The following is a 15875-nucleotide window of genomic DNA, read 5'->3' as shown; positions in this document are numbered from 1 at the left end:
GCATTATGATATACTAACATTGACAGAAAATAAGGGGAGTGTTCGTCGTGATAACAGAACAACAAGTGCGAGAAATACTGGGACAACTACAAGATCCATTTTTACATAAATCATTAGCAGAAACTGACGGTATTACAAATGTGGCAATTAAAGAAGAAAAAAACCATGTCAGTGTAAAAATTGCGATTGCTAAAACAAATACACCGGAGCAAATGCAACTTCAAATGAAGATTGTAGATGTATTAAAAGAAGCGGGAGCTAACACGGTTGGTATTCGCTTTGAAGAATTATCAGCAGAAAAATTACAAAGTTTCCGTGGCACAGCAACAGAAGCTGAAGCGCAAGATATTTTATCACCACTAAGTACAGTACAAGTGATTTCAATTGCTTCCGGGAAAGGTGGCGTAGGGAAATCTACAGTATCTGTTAACTTAGCGGTAGCGCTAGCCCGTCTAGGAAAAAAAGTAGGTTTAATTGATGCTGATATTTATGGATTCAGTGTACCTGACATGATGGGTGTTACAGATATGCCAAAGGTAGTAGACAATCGTATTTTCCCAGTTGACCGTTTTGGTGTAAAAGTGATCTCAATGGGATTCTTCGTTGAAAATAATGCACCAATCGTTTGGCGTGGACCAATGCTAGGGAAAGTATTAGATCAATTCTTCCGCGATGTAGAATGGGGCGAGCTGGACTATCTTCTATTAGACTTACCACCAGGAACAGGTGATGTAGCTTTAGACATTCATCAAATGTTACCTTCTTCAAAAGAAATTGTTGTAACTACGCCTCACCCAACAGCAGCATTTGTTGCCGCTCGTGCAGGGGCAATGGCTCTACAAACTGACCATGAAATTCTAGGTGTTATTGAAAATATGGCATGGTTTGAGTCGAAATCAGGGGAACGTGAATTTGTATTTGGTCAAGGTGGCGGTGCAAAATTAACAGAAGAGCTACGCACAGAGCTACTTGGACAAATTCCACTTGGTCAGCCAGATTGGACGGATGAGGAATTTGCGCCTTCCGTATATGCAGAAAAGCATCCAACAGGACAAACGTATATCAATATTGCGACGAAAATCATTCAAAAATTAAATAAATAAACAAAAAAGATTTCCTCAAATTGCTGAGGAAATCTTTTTTGTTTTGTGAAGTTATTGGCCGCTCTGCTTTTTTTCTTTATCTGAGCTGCCGCCACCGTCAGCGCTAGCCTCTTTTTTGTTGCCGCTCTCAGATGAAGTACTCTCACCACTTTTTTTGATAAGCTCCAGCCATTTCGCCTGCATTAGTGGACTTTCAATCGTTTCCTTTACGACTTCCTCCATTTGCTTGCGCAAAGTAGAGGATTTTAAAATCGTCTCCATTTGCTTTTGCATATCAGGCTGACCAAAGAATGATTCCAAATCCTTTTGGTAAGTAGGATCTTTCATGAGTTCCTTCATAATATCCTGTTGTTGCTTTTGCATACTTTTGGCTACAGTTTCTTTGAATTTTGGATCTTCAAAAGTCTTTTTCCAAAAATCCTCTGCTTCTTTTGAAAGCAATGTTTCCTCTGTCGCCTTTTTTACTTCGTCATGTTCTAATATCAATAATTCACGAAAACTCGGCTCCTCTAAAAGCTGTCGCAACGCCTTTTTACCATCCTCTGTTTGTAGAGAGTCAATCATAATTTTTTTTATCTCATCATAAGACATGGTAGAGGTTTTATCTTGTGAACAGGCAGCAAGAAAAAGCGTTAAAATCAGTAATAAAGTCAATTTTCGCATGTAACATCAGCCCTTTCTATAGATAGACTCTTTCAATTATTGTTCACATTTATGATGACTTTATGTATTGCTTGCGAAGAGAAATAGCTTTTTTAACAATGCATTGTTAAAATGATTACAGATATATGAAGAAATTGGGGGACTTTGAGTTGTGACGATACGAAATTGGGCAAAGTTTTTCTTCTTTGCAATGCTCGTTGGTGGCGTAGTCAACGGAATTTTTAGTTTATTTATTCGATGGAGCTTCTTTCAACCATATGTAGCAAATGGTCAATGGGGTGAATTTTTCGCAGGGCTTTTATGGATGGTATTCCTAGGGTTTACAATGAGTGTTATTGCACAAGCAGGGTTTTTCGCCTATCTAACACTGCATCAAGTAGGTGTTAACATTTTTAGAACGCTAACGCTATGGAATTGGGTACAGCTATTATTGATTGCTGTTACCATCTTTGATATTGTGTTCTTCCGTTTTGTACCGGGTGTTAAAGATGGACAAAGCTGGGTATTCTATTTGGGACTTTTAATCGTTTTAATTTTTGCATCAGTAGCAACAGCCATGCAAAAAGTGAAAATGACTGGAAAAAAACATGTTTTAGTGTCCGCATTATTTTTTATGATTGTTATTACAACATTAGAGTGGACAATCGCATTAATGGGACGTGATGAAAATATTAACGAATATGTTGCCTTATTATTATTCCCATTACTAGCTGTAAATGCATATCAATTATTAGTATTACCAAAATACAATGCAAAATCTGACGAAGATCGCCGAAAATTAGAAGAGCGTCGAAAAGCGCGCCTTAATCAAGCAAAAAATGCATAATGAATAAAAAATTGAGTAGCCTCAAAGATAGATGAGGCTACTTTTTTATGGGGTTTTTTTAGATTGAACTGAGTAACCGAATATATTTTCTTCAATAGACATAAATTTATTTTGCTGCAATAAAGTATTTAATGCTTTAAAAGAAACATTACTGTCTTGATGCAATGAAGTAAATAAGAAATCTCCTTTCTGTAATTGAGGCGTTTTTTCTCCTTGCCAAATGAGGGATGGCGACAGAATGTTTACTTGTTTTTGAAATAAGCTCTTTTGCAATTCCTGAGAATATTGATGATTTCTTGTGGCAAACCAAAGTGGTGTAGCCTTTAAATATTTTTCATAAGTTTCAACATCCTTTTGTATTAAGGCAATATCTATTGGTTTTTCTACTGAATCTTCAGGACCTAATAATCCTGTAGGTAGTTTCCTCTCTTGTATCACTTTAATATGCTCTGGTGAGCGTTCAATCCATGCAGCATCTAAAAGTAGAAGCGGATAAGGTGCTTTTACGTTTTTTAACCAATCTAACAACGCGTCATCAGAAAAAGAAATTTCGACAATAAGAGAAGTACCATAATGTCCTTTTGTTACAACAGTTGGTGCATTAGCGATATTAAATACAGAAATCATCGTAGAATTTAGCGGTTTGATAAAGATAAATAATATTACTATTAAACCCAGTGATATCAACGTTTTACGAATCATATTAAAGACCCCATTTCTATATTTTTAAAACGACAAAATAACCTCTTTAAAAAAACTTATGATTTTATGTTGACTTTCATGATTAATCGATGTTATTATGTATAAGTCGCCAAGAGATGACGCGACAAACGAAACAAAATGAACCTTGAAAACTGAACAAGCAAAACGTAATCAATATAGTTTTTACTAGCTAACTTTGTTAGTGAAGGAAACAAAATTTTGGACATCAAAATTGATGCCAGCAAAACAATTTGAGCTAATCAAATTTCTTTTATGGAGAGTTTGATCCTGGCTCAGGACGAACGCTGGCGGCGTGCCTAATACATGCAAGTCGAGCGAACAGAGAAGGAGCTTGCTCCTTTGACGTTAGCGGCGGACGGGTGAGTAACACGTGGGCAACCTACCCTATAGTTTGGGATAACTCCGGGAAACCGGGGCTAATACCGAATAATCTATTGTCCCTCATGGGACAATACTGAAAGACGGTTTCGGCTGTCGCTATAGGATGGCCGCGGCGCATTAGCTAGTTGGTGAGGTAACGGCTCACCAAGGCAACGATGCGTAGCCGACCTGAGAGGGTGATTACACTGGGACTGAGACACAGACTCCTACGGGAGGCAGCAGTAGGGAATCTTCCACAATGGGCGAAAGCCTGATGGAGCAACGCCGCGTGAGTGAAGAAGGATTTCGGTTCGTAAAACTCTGTTGTAAGGGAAGAACAAGTACAGTAGTAACTGGCTGTACCTTGACGGTACCTTATTAGAAAGCCACGGCTAACTACGTGCCAGCAGCCGCGGTAATACGTAGGTGGCAAGCGTTGTCCGGAATTATTGGGCGTAAAGCGCGCGCAGGTGGTTTCTTAAGTCTGATGTGAAAGCCCACGGCTCAACCGTGGAGGGTCATTGGAAACTGGGAGACTTGAGTGCAGAAGAGGATAGTGGAATTCCAAGTGTAGCGGTGAAATGCGTAGAGATTTGGAGGAACACCAGTGGCGAAGGCGACTATCTGGTCTGTAACTGACACTGAGGCGCGAAAGCGTGGGGAGCAAACAGGATTAGATACCCTGGTAGTCCACGCCGTAAACGATGAGTGCTAAGTGTTAGGGGTTTCCGCCCCTTAGTGCTGCAGCTAACGCATTAAGCACTCCGCCTGGGGAGTACGGTCGCAAGACTGAAACTCAAAGGAATTGACGGTACCGCACAAGCGGTGGAGCATGTGGTTTAATTCGAAGCAACGCGAAGAACCTTACCAGGTCTTGACATCCCGTTGATCACTGTAGAGATATGGTTTTCCCTTCGGGGACAACGGTGACAGGTGGTGCATGGTTGTCGTCAGCTCGTGTCGTGAGATGTTGGGTTAAGTCCCGCAACGAGCGCAACCCTTGATCTTAGTTGCCATCATTTAGTTGGGCACTCTAAGGTGACTGCCGGTGACAAACCGGAGGAAGGTGGGGATGACGTCAAATCATCATGCCCCTTATGACCTGGGCTACACACGTGCTACAATGGACGATACAAACGGTTGCCAACTCGCGAGAGGGAGCTAATCCGATAAAGTCGTTCTCAGTTCGGATTGTAGGCTGCAACTCGCCTACATGAAGCCGGAATCGCTAGTAATCGCGGATCAGCATGCCGCGGTGAATACGTTCCCGGCCTTGTACACACCGCCCGTCACACCACGAGAGTTTGTAACACCCGAAGTCGGTGAGGTAACCTTTTGGAGCCAGCCGCCGAAGGTGGGATAGATGATTGGGGTGAAGTCGTAACAAGGTAGCCGTATCGGAAGGTGCGGCTGGATCACCTCCTTTCTAAGGATATTTTCGGAATACAAACCTTGGGTTTGTAAGATTACGTTTTGCGTTCAGTTTTGAAGGTTCATTCTTCTGAATGAAACACTTCAAAATTTGTTCTTTGAAAACTGGATAAAACGACATTGAAATTGTAACAAACACATTTATTTTTTAATTAAGTTTTTTAGGCTTAATAACTAAATAGGGTTTCAAGACACAAGCAGTTCTAGGAAGCGAACGAGTGAATGAAGGAGCGTACTTACGTACGTGACTGATTGAACGAGAGAAGCTGACAACGAAATGCGCAGTGGATTGGAAGCCGATAGGTTAAGTTATTAAGGGCGCACGGCGAATGCCTTGGCACTAGGAGCCGAAGAAGGACGGCACTAACACCGATATGCTTCGGGGAGCTGTAAGTGAGCTTTGATCCGGAGATTTCCGAATGGGGGAACCCACTACGTTTAATCGCGTAGTATCTTGACGTGAATACATAGCGTCTTGAAGGCAGACCCAGGGAACTGAAACATCTAAGTACCTGGAGGAAGAGAAAGAAAAATCGATTCCCTGAGTAGCGGCGAGCGAAACGGGAAGAGCCCAAACCAAGAGGCTTGCCTCTTGGGGTTGTAGGACACTCTATACGGAGTTACAAAGGAATGAGTTAGATGAAGCGACTTGGAAAGGTCCGCCAGAGCAGGTAAAAGCCCTGTAGTCGAAAGTTCGTTCCCTCCAGAGTGGATCCTGAGTACGGCGGAACACGTGAAATTCCGTCGGAATCCGGGAGGACCATCTCCCAAGGCTAAATACTACCTAGTGACCGATAGTGAACCAGTACCGTGAGGGAAAGGTGAAAAGCACCCCGGAAGGGGAGTGAAAGAGATCCTGAAACCGTGTGCCTACAAGTAGTTAGAGCCCGTTAATGGGTGATAGCGTGCCTTTTGTAGAATGAACCGGCGAGTTACGATTACGTGCGAGGTTAAGCTTTAGAAGGCGGAGCCGCAGCGAAAGCGAGTCTGAATAGGGCGAATTAGTACGTGGTCGTAGACCCGAAACCAGGTGATCTACCCATGTCCAGGGTGAAGGTGAGGTAACACTTACTGGAGGCCGAACCCACGCACGTTGAAAAGTGCGGGGATGAGGTGTGGGTAGCGGAGAAATTCCAATCGAACTTGGAGATAGCTGGTTCTCTCCGAAATAGCTTTAGGGCTAGCCTCGTGATGAGAATACTGGAGGTAGAGCACTGTTTGGACTAGGGGTATCCCGGTTTACCGAATTCAGACAAACTCCGAATGCCAGATATTTATACACGGGAGTCAGACTGCGAGTGATAAGATCCGTAGTCAAAAGGGAAACAGCCCAGACCACCAGCTAAGGTCCCAAAGTAATCGTTAAGTGGAAAAGGATGTGGCGTTGCACAGACAACCAGGATGTTGGCTTAGAAGCAGCCATCATTTAAAGAGTGCGTAATAGCTCACTGGTCGAGTGACGCTGCGCCGAAAATGTATCGGGGCTAAACGATTCACCGAAGCTGTGGATTGACATCTACGATGTCAGTGGTAGGAGAGCGTTCTAAGTGCGTTGAAGTCAGACCGGAAGGACTGGTGGAGCGCTTAGAAGTGAGAATGCCGGTATGAGTAGCGAAAGACGGGTGAGAATCCCGTCCACCGTATGACTAAGGTTTCCTGAGGAAGGCTCGTCCGCTCAGGGTTAGTCGGGACCTAAGCCGAGTAGATAGGCGTAGGCGATGGACAACAGGTTGATATTCCTGTACCACCTCCTCACCGTTTGAGAAATGGGGGGACGCAGTAGGATAGGGTAAGCGCGCCGTTGGTTGTGCGCGTCCAAGCAGTAAGGCGTGTGTGTAGGCAAATCCGCACACTGTAACGTTGAGCTGTGATGGCGAGTCCGTATGGACGAAGTTCCTGATTTCACACTGCCAAGAAAAGCCTCTATCGAGGTGAGAGGTGCCCGTACCGCAAACCGACACAGGTAGTCGAGGAGAGAATCCTAAGGTGTGCGAGAGAACTCTCGTTAAGGAACTCGGCAAAATGACCCCGTAACTTCGGGAGAAGGGGTGCTCTTGAGCGTGCAAGCGCATGAGAGCCGCAGTGAATCCAGGCGACTGTTTAGCAAAAACACAGGTCTCTGCAAAACCGTAAGGTGACGTATAGGGGCTGACGCCTGCCCGGTGCTGGAAGGTTAAGAGGAGTGGTTAGCGCAAGCGAAGCTGCGAATTGAAGCCCCAGTAAACGGCGGTAGTAACTATAACGGTCCTAAGGTAGCGAAATTCCTTGTCGGGTAAGTTCCGACCCGCACGAAAGGCGTAACGATCTGGGCACTGTCTCAACGAGAGACTCGGTGAAATTATAGTACCTGTGAAGATGCAGGTTACCCGCGACAGGACGGAAAGACCCCGTGGAGCTTTACTGTAGCCTGATATTGAATTTTGGTACAACTTGTACAGGATAGGTAGGAGCCAGAGATCTCGGAGCGCCAGCTTCGAAGGAGGCGTCGGTGGGATACTACCCTGGTTGTATTGAAATTCTAACCCATGCCCCTTAGCGGGGCAGGAGACAGTGTCAGGCGGACAGTTTGACTGGGGCGGTCGCCTCCTAAAAGGTAACGGAGGCGCCCAAAGGTTCCCTCAGAATGGTTGGAAATCATTCGTAGAGTGTAAAGGCACAAGGGAGCTTGACTGCGAGACCTACAAGTCGAGCAGGGTCGAAAGACGGGCTTAGTGATCCGGTGGTTCCGCATGGAAGGTCATCGCTCAACGGATAAAAGCTACCCCGGGGATAACAGGCTTATCTCCCCAAGAGTCCACATCGACGGGGAGGTTTGGCACCTCGATGTCGGCTCATCGCATCCTGGGGCTGTAGTCGGTCCCAAGGGTTGGGCTGTTCGCCCATTAAAGCGGTACGCGAGCTGGGTTCAGAACGTCGTGAGACAGTTCGGTCCCTATCCGTCGTGGGCGTAGGAAATTTGAGAGGAGCTGTCCTTAGTACGAGAGGACCGGGATGGACACACCGCTGGTGTACCAGTTGTCTTGCCAAAGGCATCGCTGGGTAGCTATGTGTGGACGGGATAAGTGCTGAAAGCATCTAAGCATGAAGCCCCCTCAAGATGAGATTTCCCATTACGCAAGTAAGTAAGATCCCTCAAAGACGATGAGGTAGATAGGTTCGAGGTGGAAGTGTGGTGACACATGGAGCTGACGAATACTAATCGATCGAGGACTTAACCAAAAAGTTTGAAACATTCAATGCACCGTTTATCCAGTTTTGAAAGAACAATCTTTCAATTAAATACTGTCTAGTGATGATGGCAAAGAGGTCACACCCGTTCCCATACCGAACACGGAAGTTAAGCTCTTTAGCGCCGATGGTAGTTGGGGGCTTCCCCTGTGAGAGTAGGACGTCGCTAGGCGCAAAAAGTCGCTGCTGATACACTCAGTAGTGGCTTTTTTTAATTTCTTTTTAAATATGACTATAGAGTACCATTAAACATGGCAAACTGTAAATTCATATAAAGAATGGAGACATTTCACCATAATGCGTGAAATGTCTCCAAAATTGTTTTTTAAACAGTAGTCGCACGTAATTCAATACGACGAATTTTGCCCGATGTGGTCTTAGGAAGCTCATCTAAAAAGACAATACTACGAGGGTATTTATATGGTGCTGTTAGCGCTTTAACATGCTCTTGAAGTTCTTTTATTAATTCGTCCTCATCACGCCCTCTAAAGCTCTCACGTAAGATTACAAACGCTTTTACTATATGCCCTCTAATTTCATCTGGTGCAGCAACAACTGCACATTCTTGTACAGCCTCGTGTTTGTTTAAAGCATCTTCCACTTCAAATGGTCCAATTGTGTAGCCTGATGAGATAATAATGTCATCTCCACGTCCTTCAAACCAGAAGTATCCATCCTCATCACATTTTGCTTGGTCACCTGTAATATACCACTCACCTCTAAAGGCAGCTTGCGTGCGTTCAGGCTCACGGTAATATTCCTTGAATAAGGCAGGCGATGATTTATGGACAGCGATGTCTCCGACTTCTCCTACGGGTGCTTCATTACCTTCATGGTCTATAATACGTACAATATTTCCAGGTGTAGGAACACCCATAGAACCAGGTCGTAATTCTGTGTTTTCAAGCGTACCTATTAATAATGTATTTTCTGTTTGTCCATAACCATCTCGTACTTTCAGACCAAAATTGTTCATAAATGTTTCAATAACTGGACGATTTAATGGCTCACCTGCAGAAACAGCACTTCTTAATGAAGCTAAGTTGTAATCTTTAAGATTATCAATCTTTGCCATAATACGATATTCTGTCGGCGTGCAACATAGCACATTGACTTTTTCGTCCTGTAGGAGTTGAAGATACGTATGAGGTTCAAAACTACCATGATAGACAAAAGCCGTTGCTCCTAACATAATTGTCGATAAAAATGGACTCCAAATCCATTTTTGCCAGCCCGGTGCTGCAGTAGCCCAGACTAAGTCCCCTTCACGTACACAAAGCCATTTGGAAGCTGCTGTTCGAATATGCGCATAGCCCCAGCCATGAGAGTGAACCACCCCTTTAGGTTTACCTGTTGTGCCTGAAGTATAAGATAGGAATGCCATATCATCGCGTTTTGTCGCAACAGCTGTAAAGCTTGTAGGTTGCTTTTCAGCTAATGCATCTAAAGAAATCCAATTGTTCGTAGCGTTGCCAATTACTAATTTATTATCCAATGCTGCAACGGAAGAAGTAATTTTATCTACTTCACTAGTGAAAGCCTCGTAGGCAATAACAGCAGTTGCAGAAGAGTGTTCCATACGATATTCTAAATCACTTGCGCGTAACATCTCTGAACAAGAGATCGGAACGATACCTGCTTTTAAACAGCCAAGGAAAACAAAATAAGCTTCTGGTAGGCGGGGAATAATCACTAAAACACGATCCCCTTTTTGTAATCCTCTCTCCGTAAAAGCATTCGCGTATTGATTCATTTTTTGAATAAGATCGGCATAAGAAATTGTACGTCGGTTTTGTTGTGCATCCAACCATCTTATAGCTTGGCGATCACTATCTTGGGAGAATTTCTCTAATTCCTCCGTGATGTTGTAAAGCTCTGGTGCAATTAAATCCTTTGTTACCATATGAACATTCCTCCCCAAAACAAATTTAATAGAAAATTCGTAAAACTATTTTTATTTTAACAATTACAATAATATACAGCAAGAATATTTGATACATTAAATAGAAATATTAGATTTAATAGAGAACTATTGAGGTTTGATATACGTCAATTCGAAAATTATGCAATAAATTAAATAATTTTGTTGAAAAAGTATTGCATAATTTAGAATGCTTGCTATAATAATAAATGTACTTAAGAGGTTGTCAAAACCAAATTAAATAGTATTGTTCCGAAGTAGCTCAGTTGGTAGTAGCACCTGACTGTTAATCAGGTTGTCGCAGGTTCGAGTCCTGCCTTCGGAGCCATTTTTTTGCACTTTTTTAACTAATTTATAATTTCAAAAAGAAATTTTTAAAAAATACTTGCATCAAAATGAAAATGATGTTAATATAAATCTTGTCTTGTTTGAGACATAATAAATGGCCCCTTGGTCAAGCGGTTAAGACACCGCCCTTTCACGGCGGTAACACGGGTTCGAATCCCGTAGGGGTCACCATTTTCAAAACATCGTAGTAATGCATAGGCTTAAAAAGATAAATAAACTGTGAAGAAATAACACCTGTTTCTATGGAGGATTAGCTCAGCTGGGAGAGCATCTGCCTTACAAGCAGAGGGTCGGCGGTTCGAGCCCGTCATCCTCCACCATATAGTGTTTTTTCGGAGGGGTAGCGAAGTGGCTAAACGCGGCGGACTGTAAATCCGCTCCTTAGGGTTCGGCGGTTCGAATCCGTCCCCCTCCACCAGTTTTATTTATTTAAATGATTGGGGTATAGCCAAGCGGTAAGGCAACGGATTTTGATTCCGTCATGCCTAGGTTCGAATCCTAGTACCCCAGCCATTTTTTCTTTTATGAGCCATTAGCTCAGTTGGTAGAGCATCTGACTTTTAATCAGAGGGTCGAAGGTTCGAGTCCTTCATGGCTCACTTTTCTATATATTAAATTCAAAAGTGTAACATTAACTACAGATACTAATCTCTTGCTGAAAACAGCAGGAGATTTTTTTACGTATTAAATGAATAAATATACGATTTATTGTTGGGTTGAGCCAAGTGTATTGTAGGCTTTACAATAGTCTTATCACCAAAAGGGGTATAAAAATATGAATAAACAACAAGTATCAATTATTGGAGTACCAACAGATTACGGACAAACACGAAGAGGGGTTGACATGGGTAAGTGCAATTCGATATGCGGGCGTTGTAGAGCGATTAGAGGCAATCGGACACGAGGTACATGATCAGGAGATATACTTGTTAGTCAAAAGCATGATAGTAAAGAAGTTGATAAACAGCTATTAAATTTAGAGGAAGTTATAGATATCAGTACCACATTAGCTAACCAAGTACATGAAGTGTTAGAACAAAAAAAATTTCCGCTTGTATTTGGCGGTGATCATAGTATTGCAATCGGTACGCTTGCAGGACTTGGAGAGCACTTTCAAAACCTAGGTGTTATTTGGTTTGATGCACATGCCGATCTGAATACACCTGAAACAACACCATCTGGTAATATTCACGGTATGCCACTTGCGGTTAGTATTGGATTGGGTCATGAACGTCTTGTACAAATTCGCAACTATGCACCAAAGGTTAAGCCTGAAAATGTCATTATTATCGGTGCACGTTCAGTAGATCCGGGGGAACGTGAGCTAATTCGCCAACAAGGTATTAAGGTCTATACAATGCATGAAATTGATCGACTTGGTATGACGCGTGTGATGGAAGATGCAATCGCTTACTTACAAGAACGTAAAGTAGACGGTTTACATTTATCGTTAGATTTAGATGGTCTAGACCCGCTTTATACACCAGGAGTGGGAACGCCGGTGCCTGGCGGTATATCGTATCGTGAAAGTCATTTAGCAATGGAAATGCTACAAGAATCAGGGATGTTAACATCTGCTGAATTTGTTGAGGTGAATCCTATACTAGACGAGAAAAATAAAACGGCAGATGTGGCAGTAGCATTAATAGGTTCTTTGTTTGGTGAGACACTAGTTTAATGTAAATTGTGAAAAAAATGTTTATCGCCACATCGTTTAAAAAACTTTTGTTATAATTGAATATAAATTGAAACTTTTCTTATAGTCGGGTCGTATAGTATAAGACAGTTGTAAAGGTGGAGAAGTAAACACAATGGATGCGTTAGTAAATAAGAGAATAAAACAAGTGCTTAAAGGCGATCAAAACGCATTTGCCGATATTGTGAGTCTCTATCAGCACAAACTGTACCAAGTATGCTACCGAATGTTAGGAAACAAGCAAGAATCTGAGGATATTGCACAAGAAGCATTTGTTCGCGCTTATATGAACTTGCATACTTTTGATCAAAAAAGAAAATTTTCGACGTGGCTTTATCGCATTGCGACGAACCTCTGCATAGACCGTATTAGAAAGAAAAAGCCGGATTATTATTTAGATGCGGAGGTAGCTGGTACAGAAGGGCTCGATATGTATTCGCAGATTGCAGCAGATGACCAACTACCAGAGGAACAGTTAGAGCAGATGGAGCTACAAGATCGTATTCAATATGAGATTGGACGATTGCCGGATAAATATCGTTCAGTTATAGTATTGAAATATATTGAAGAATTATCGTTACAGGAAATCAGTGAAATTTTGGATATGCCTCTTGGGACAGTGAAAACGAGAATTCACCGCGGACGTGAAGCATTACGAAAGCAATTAAACAATCTGTAGGAGGGGGAGCGTCATGAATATTTGTCCAGAGCATATTATTGATTATATGCATGATTATTTAGACGGTGACATTAGTCGTGAGCATGAGCAAGAGTTGAAACAACATTTGCAATCATGCGGTGATTGCAAGCAATTGATGCAAGAATTGAGTGAAACGATCGCCTTTGTGAAGAGTGCTTCCCATATTACAGCACCTCCGGATTTCGAAGCTGCGGTGATGGCACGTTTACCAAAACCCAAAAGTCGTGTAGGTATGCAAAAATGGATTCGTCGTCATCCGTTCTTTGTGGCAGCAGCAGTTTTCTGTTTATTTATGAGTGCTACTTTATTAGGTAGTTTCATGGATGATCAAAACTTCTCGGTCTCCAAACAACCAAACCTTGTTGTAGAAGGACAAACGGTTATTGTTCCAGAAGGAGAGGTCGTAAAAGGCGATATCGTCGTCAAAAATGGCGACTTACTTGTTGAGGGTGAAGTAGATGGCAATGTAACGATTATTAACGGTCAGTATATGGCATCTTCAGCAGTCGTTTCAGGCAATATCGAGGAAATTGACGAAGCATTCGAATGGTTATGGTATACTATCAAAAATTCCGTCAAGGCAGCAATGACATTTGAGGAAAAAGAAACTAAATAGAACTCTATACGTCCTACATGGTAGTGCACGGTAGAGGATGAAAAGTCTACTCATATGGGTAGACTTTTCATTTGAAAAAAGTTACATTTGAAAAGAATGTGCTATACTTAAATGTGTATGGATTCGCAATGAAAAGTGGGGGATGCCACGTGCAAATTATCGAACAATTCACGGATTTAACACCAGTGAATATTGCTATTAACTTCATAGATGTACTGCTCGTTTGGTACGTTGTTTATAAAATTTTAACCCTCATTAAAGGGACGAAAGCTGTCCAACTATTGAAAGGCATTTTCGTCATAATTATTGCACGTATCGCAACAGACTTTTTAGGGTTAGAAACTTTGGGGTGGATGCTAAAGCAAGTAATCGAGTTTGGTTTCTTGGCCATCATTATCATCTTCCAACCGGAAATACGACGAGGTCTAGAACAAATTGGACGAGGAAAGCTTTTCCAACGTTCGACAAGTCAAGAAGAAGAAGAGCAAACAAGACTGATTGAGGCCATGAAGAAGTCGGTTAGCTATATGGCAAAACGCCGAATTGGTGCATTAATTTCTATAGAAAAAGACACAGGCTTGAATGAATATATTGAAACGGGAATAGGTCTAAATGCAGAAGTTTCTTCTGAATTGCTTATTAACATTTTTATACCGAATACACCATTACATGATGGTGCAGTCATTATGCAGAAAGATAAGGTTACAGCAGCAGCTTGCTATTTACCACTTTCGGAAAGTCCGTTTATTTCAAAGGAACTTGGTACACGACATCGTGCAGCTCTTGGGCTTAGTGAAGTAACAGATGCGATTACGATTATCGTATCAGAGGAAACGGGAGCTATTAGTATTACGTTAAATGGAAATCTACATCGCAATCTTTCTCTAGAGGAATTCGAAACACTGTTACGCAAAATGTGGTTCGGATCAGCACAAGAATCGAATGCAGCCTCTAAGTTGACTTGGAGGGGGAAAAAGAATGGATAAAATGATGGATAGCCCATGGGTATTGCGAATCATTGCGCTTTTTCTAGCGTGCTTACTATTTTTCTCTGTTCGGACCGAGTTAGCTTCTACAGATAAAACTGCGATGACTGAACAGGTTGAAGTCATTCGAGATGTACCCGTAGAAGTTTATTATGATGATGATAGTCTCATCGTGACGGGTATTCCAAAAACAGTGAATGTCACGGTAAGGGGACCAAAACAAATCGCCTTACAAGCAAAATTAGTGAAAGATTTCTCAGTATTTGTAAATTTAAATGATTTATTAATTGGTGAGCATAGCGTTGAACTACAATACGAAAATATTTCTGATAAGTTGCAAGTGACGCTAGACCCAGCAAAAGTGAATGTAAATATAGAGGAAAAAGTCACACAAGAGTTCCGTGTAGATCCAGAAATGAATAATCGTTTAATAGATGAAGGATATTACTTAAAAGGAATGTCTGCTAACCCAGCAACTGTGTTTGTAACAGGGGCAAAAAGTGCTATTGAAAGCATTAGCTATGTGAAAGCGACTGTTACGGGTGAACAAGGCTTGAAACAACCTTTCTCTCAAGCAGCGGCTGTTAAAGTATTAGATCGTGATTTAAATAAATTAGATGTGATAATAGAACCAGAACAGGTTAAGGTACGGGTAGATATTGCTGAATATAGCAAAGAACTTCCTGTTACGATAAAGGAAACGGGCAAAGCAGCAGAAGGGATTACCATTAATCAATTAACCCTTGATACTACTAGCTTAAGGCTATTTGGCAAGAAATCTATTATTGATGTTTTAACCGAAGTACCTGTTGAAGTGGATTTATCAAAAATTACGGAATCGAAAACGTATGAATTTGATGTGAAATTACCAGAGGGTGCGACTAAAGTATCTCAACAGAAAGTTAAAATTAAAGCGAATGTTACAAAGGCAGAGAAAGCCGAAAAGGTAGATCAGGTGGATCCAGTAGAACCGGCAGAAAAGGAAACGATTGCTAATCCTACAGAGACAAATCCTGAACCTGTGACAGAAGATATTGATTCTTAAACAATAACTGACTATAATTTTAACTTGATTCATATATGAGATTTCCTGTCTCTATAAATTGTGTGATCCAGCAAAGCGAAAATGCTGACGAACATAATAGCTCAAGTTAGCACTTGTATAATTCCGTTATAGTGAATGTGCGACACTTGAGTACTGACATCTTTTTGCCTTAGAGCCTTTGAAAGTGATTTGAAGAGGCCTATATACTAGTAGATAAATAAAAAATAGA

At 41.8% G+C, this 15875-nt stretch carries 9 protein-coding genes, 6 tRNA genes, 3 rRNA genes and 1 pseudogene; 16 read left to right on the top strand and 3 right to left on the bottom strand.

Annotation, left to right across the window (positions count from 1 at the left end; all coding sequences use genetic code 11):
* The first annotated feature begins 47 nt into the window (after positions 1-47).
* On the top strand, positions 48-1103 hold the full coding sequence (locus LO754_RS22380) for a P-loop NTPase (RefSeq protein ID WP_024364340.1): 1056 nt from the start codon (positions 48-50) through the stop codon (positions 1101-1103).
* 51 nt (positions 1104-1154) lie between these two features.
* Here LO754_RS22380 and gerD read toward each other — a convergent pair whose 3' ends face one another.
* A complete protein-coding gene (gerD, locus tag LO754_RS22375) occupies positions 1155-1766 on the bottom strand; it encodes a spore germination lipoprotein GerD (RefSeq protein ID WP_024364339.1) in 612 nt (203 codons plus the stop codon).
* A 151-nt stretch (positions 1767-1917) separates the two neighbouring features.
* On the opposite strand from gerD, the gene LO754_RS22370 reads away from it, so the two are divergent.
* Entirely contained in the window at positions 1918-2592 is a 675-nt protein-coding gene (locus LO754_RS22370) for a KinB-signaling pathway activation protein (protein WP_024364338.1), read from the top strand.
* Positions 2593-2637: 45 nt separating this feature from the next.
* Here LO754_RS22370 and LO754_RS22365 read toward each other — a convergent pair whose 3' ends face one another.
* A complete protein-coding gene (locus LO754_RS22365) occupies positions 2638-3294 on the bottom strand; it encodes a hypothetical protein (protein ID WP_229388017.1) in 657 nt (218 codons plus the stop codon).
* Between the two features lie 270 nt (positions 3295-3564).
* Between LO754_RS22365 and LO754_RS22360 the strand changes: the two genes are divergently transcribed.
* The 3 genes from LO754_RS22360 (at position 3565) to rrf (ending at position 8506) form a co-directional block, all read left to right on the top strand.
* Positions 3565-5101 (top strand): 16S ribosomal RNA (locus tag LO754_RS22360).
* Positions 5102-5408: 307 nt separating this feature from the next.
* Positions 5409-8325, top strand: a 23S ribosomal RNA gene (locus LO754_RS22355).
* Positions 8326-8391: 66 nt separating this feature from the next.
* Positions 8392-8506, top strand: a 5S ribosomal RNA gene (rrf, locus tag LO754_RS22350).
* The 16S, 23S and 5S rRNA genes sit together here, the layout of an rRNA operon.
* A gap of 153 nt (positions 8507-8659) precedes the next feature.
* Here the strand turns inward: rrf and mbcS are convergent.
* The gene (mbcS, locus tag LO754_RS22345; RefSeq protein WP_024364065.1) at positions 8660-10237 is read right to left on the bottom strand and encodes an acyl-CoA synthetase MbcS; all 1578 of its coding nucleotides are present in this window, start codon (positions 10235-10237) and stop codon (positions 8660-8662) included.
* Positions 10238-10506: 269 nt separating this feature from the next.
* On the opposite strand from mbcS, the gene LO754_RS22340 reads away from it, so the two are divergent.
* From LO754_RS22340 to LO754_RS22290, 11 genes and pseudogenes are all read left to right on the top strand, one after another.
* Positions 10507-10583, top strand: a tRNA-Asn gene (locus LO754_RS22340).
* Between the two features lie 116 nt (positions 10584-10699).
* Positions 10700-10774: transfer RNA gene (locus LO754_RS22335), tRNA-Glu, on the top strand.
* 73 nt (positions 10775-10847) lie between these two features.
* A tRNA-Val gene (locus LO754_RS22330) sits at positions 10848-10923 on the top strand.
* A gap of 14 nt (positions 10924-10937) precedes the next feature.
* A tRNA-Tyr gene (locus tag LO754_RS22325) sits at positions 10938-11021 on the top strand.
* 20 nt (positions 11022-11041) lie between these two features.
* Positions 11042-11116, top strand: a tRNA-Gln gene (locus LO754_RS22320).
* A gap of 13 nt (positions 11117-11129) precedes the next feature.
* Positions 11130-11202: transfer RNA gene (locus tag LO754_RS22315), tRNA-Lys, on the top strand.
* 176 nt (positions 11203-11378) lie between these two features.
* Positions 11379-12281 (top strand): annotated as a pseudogene (gene rocF, locus LO754_RS22310) (arginase).
* 133 nt (positions 12282-12414) lie between these two features.
* On the top strand, positions 12415-12978 hold the full coding sequence (gene sigW, locus LO754_RS22305) for an RNA polymerase sigma factor SigW (RefSeq protein ID WP_004225410.1): 564 nt from the start codon (positions 12415-12417) through the stop codon (positions 12976-12978).
* 13 nt (positions 12979-12991) lie between these two features.
* On the top strand, positions 12992-13615 hold the full coding sequence (locus LO754_RS22300; RefSeq protein WP_024364063.1) for an anti-sigma factor family protein: 624 nt from the start codon (positions 12992-12994) through the stop codon (positions 13613-13615).
* Positions 13616-13764: 149 nt separating this feature from the next.
* Positions 13765-14601: a diadenylate cyclase CdaA gene (gene cdaA / locus LO754_RS22295; protein ID WP_024364062.1), complete on the top strand. Its 837-nt coding sequence runs from the start codon at positions 13765-13767 to the stop codon at positions 14599-14601.
* On the top strand, positions 14594-15646 hold the full coding sequence (locus LO754_RS22290) for a CdaR family protein (protein ID WP_231785294.1): 1053 nt from the start codon (positions 14594-14596) through the stop codon (positions 15644-15646). Before cdaA ends, LO754_RS22290 begins: the two co-directional genes overlap by 8 nt.
* Positions 15647-15875 lie beyond the last annotated feature (229 nt).

This window comes from Lysinibacillus sp. GJ-1, assembly GCF_021166035.1.
In the GTDB taxonomy this organism is placed as follows: Bacteria; Bacillota; Bacilli; order Bacillales_A; family Planococcaceae; genus Lysinibacillus; species Lysinibacillus sphaericus.
The sequence above is the reverse complement of the archived record's forward strand: the minus strand, read 5'-3'. Positions and strand labels throughout refer to the sequence as shown.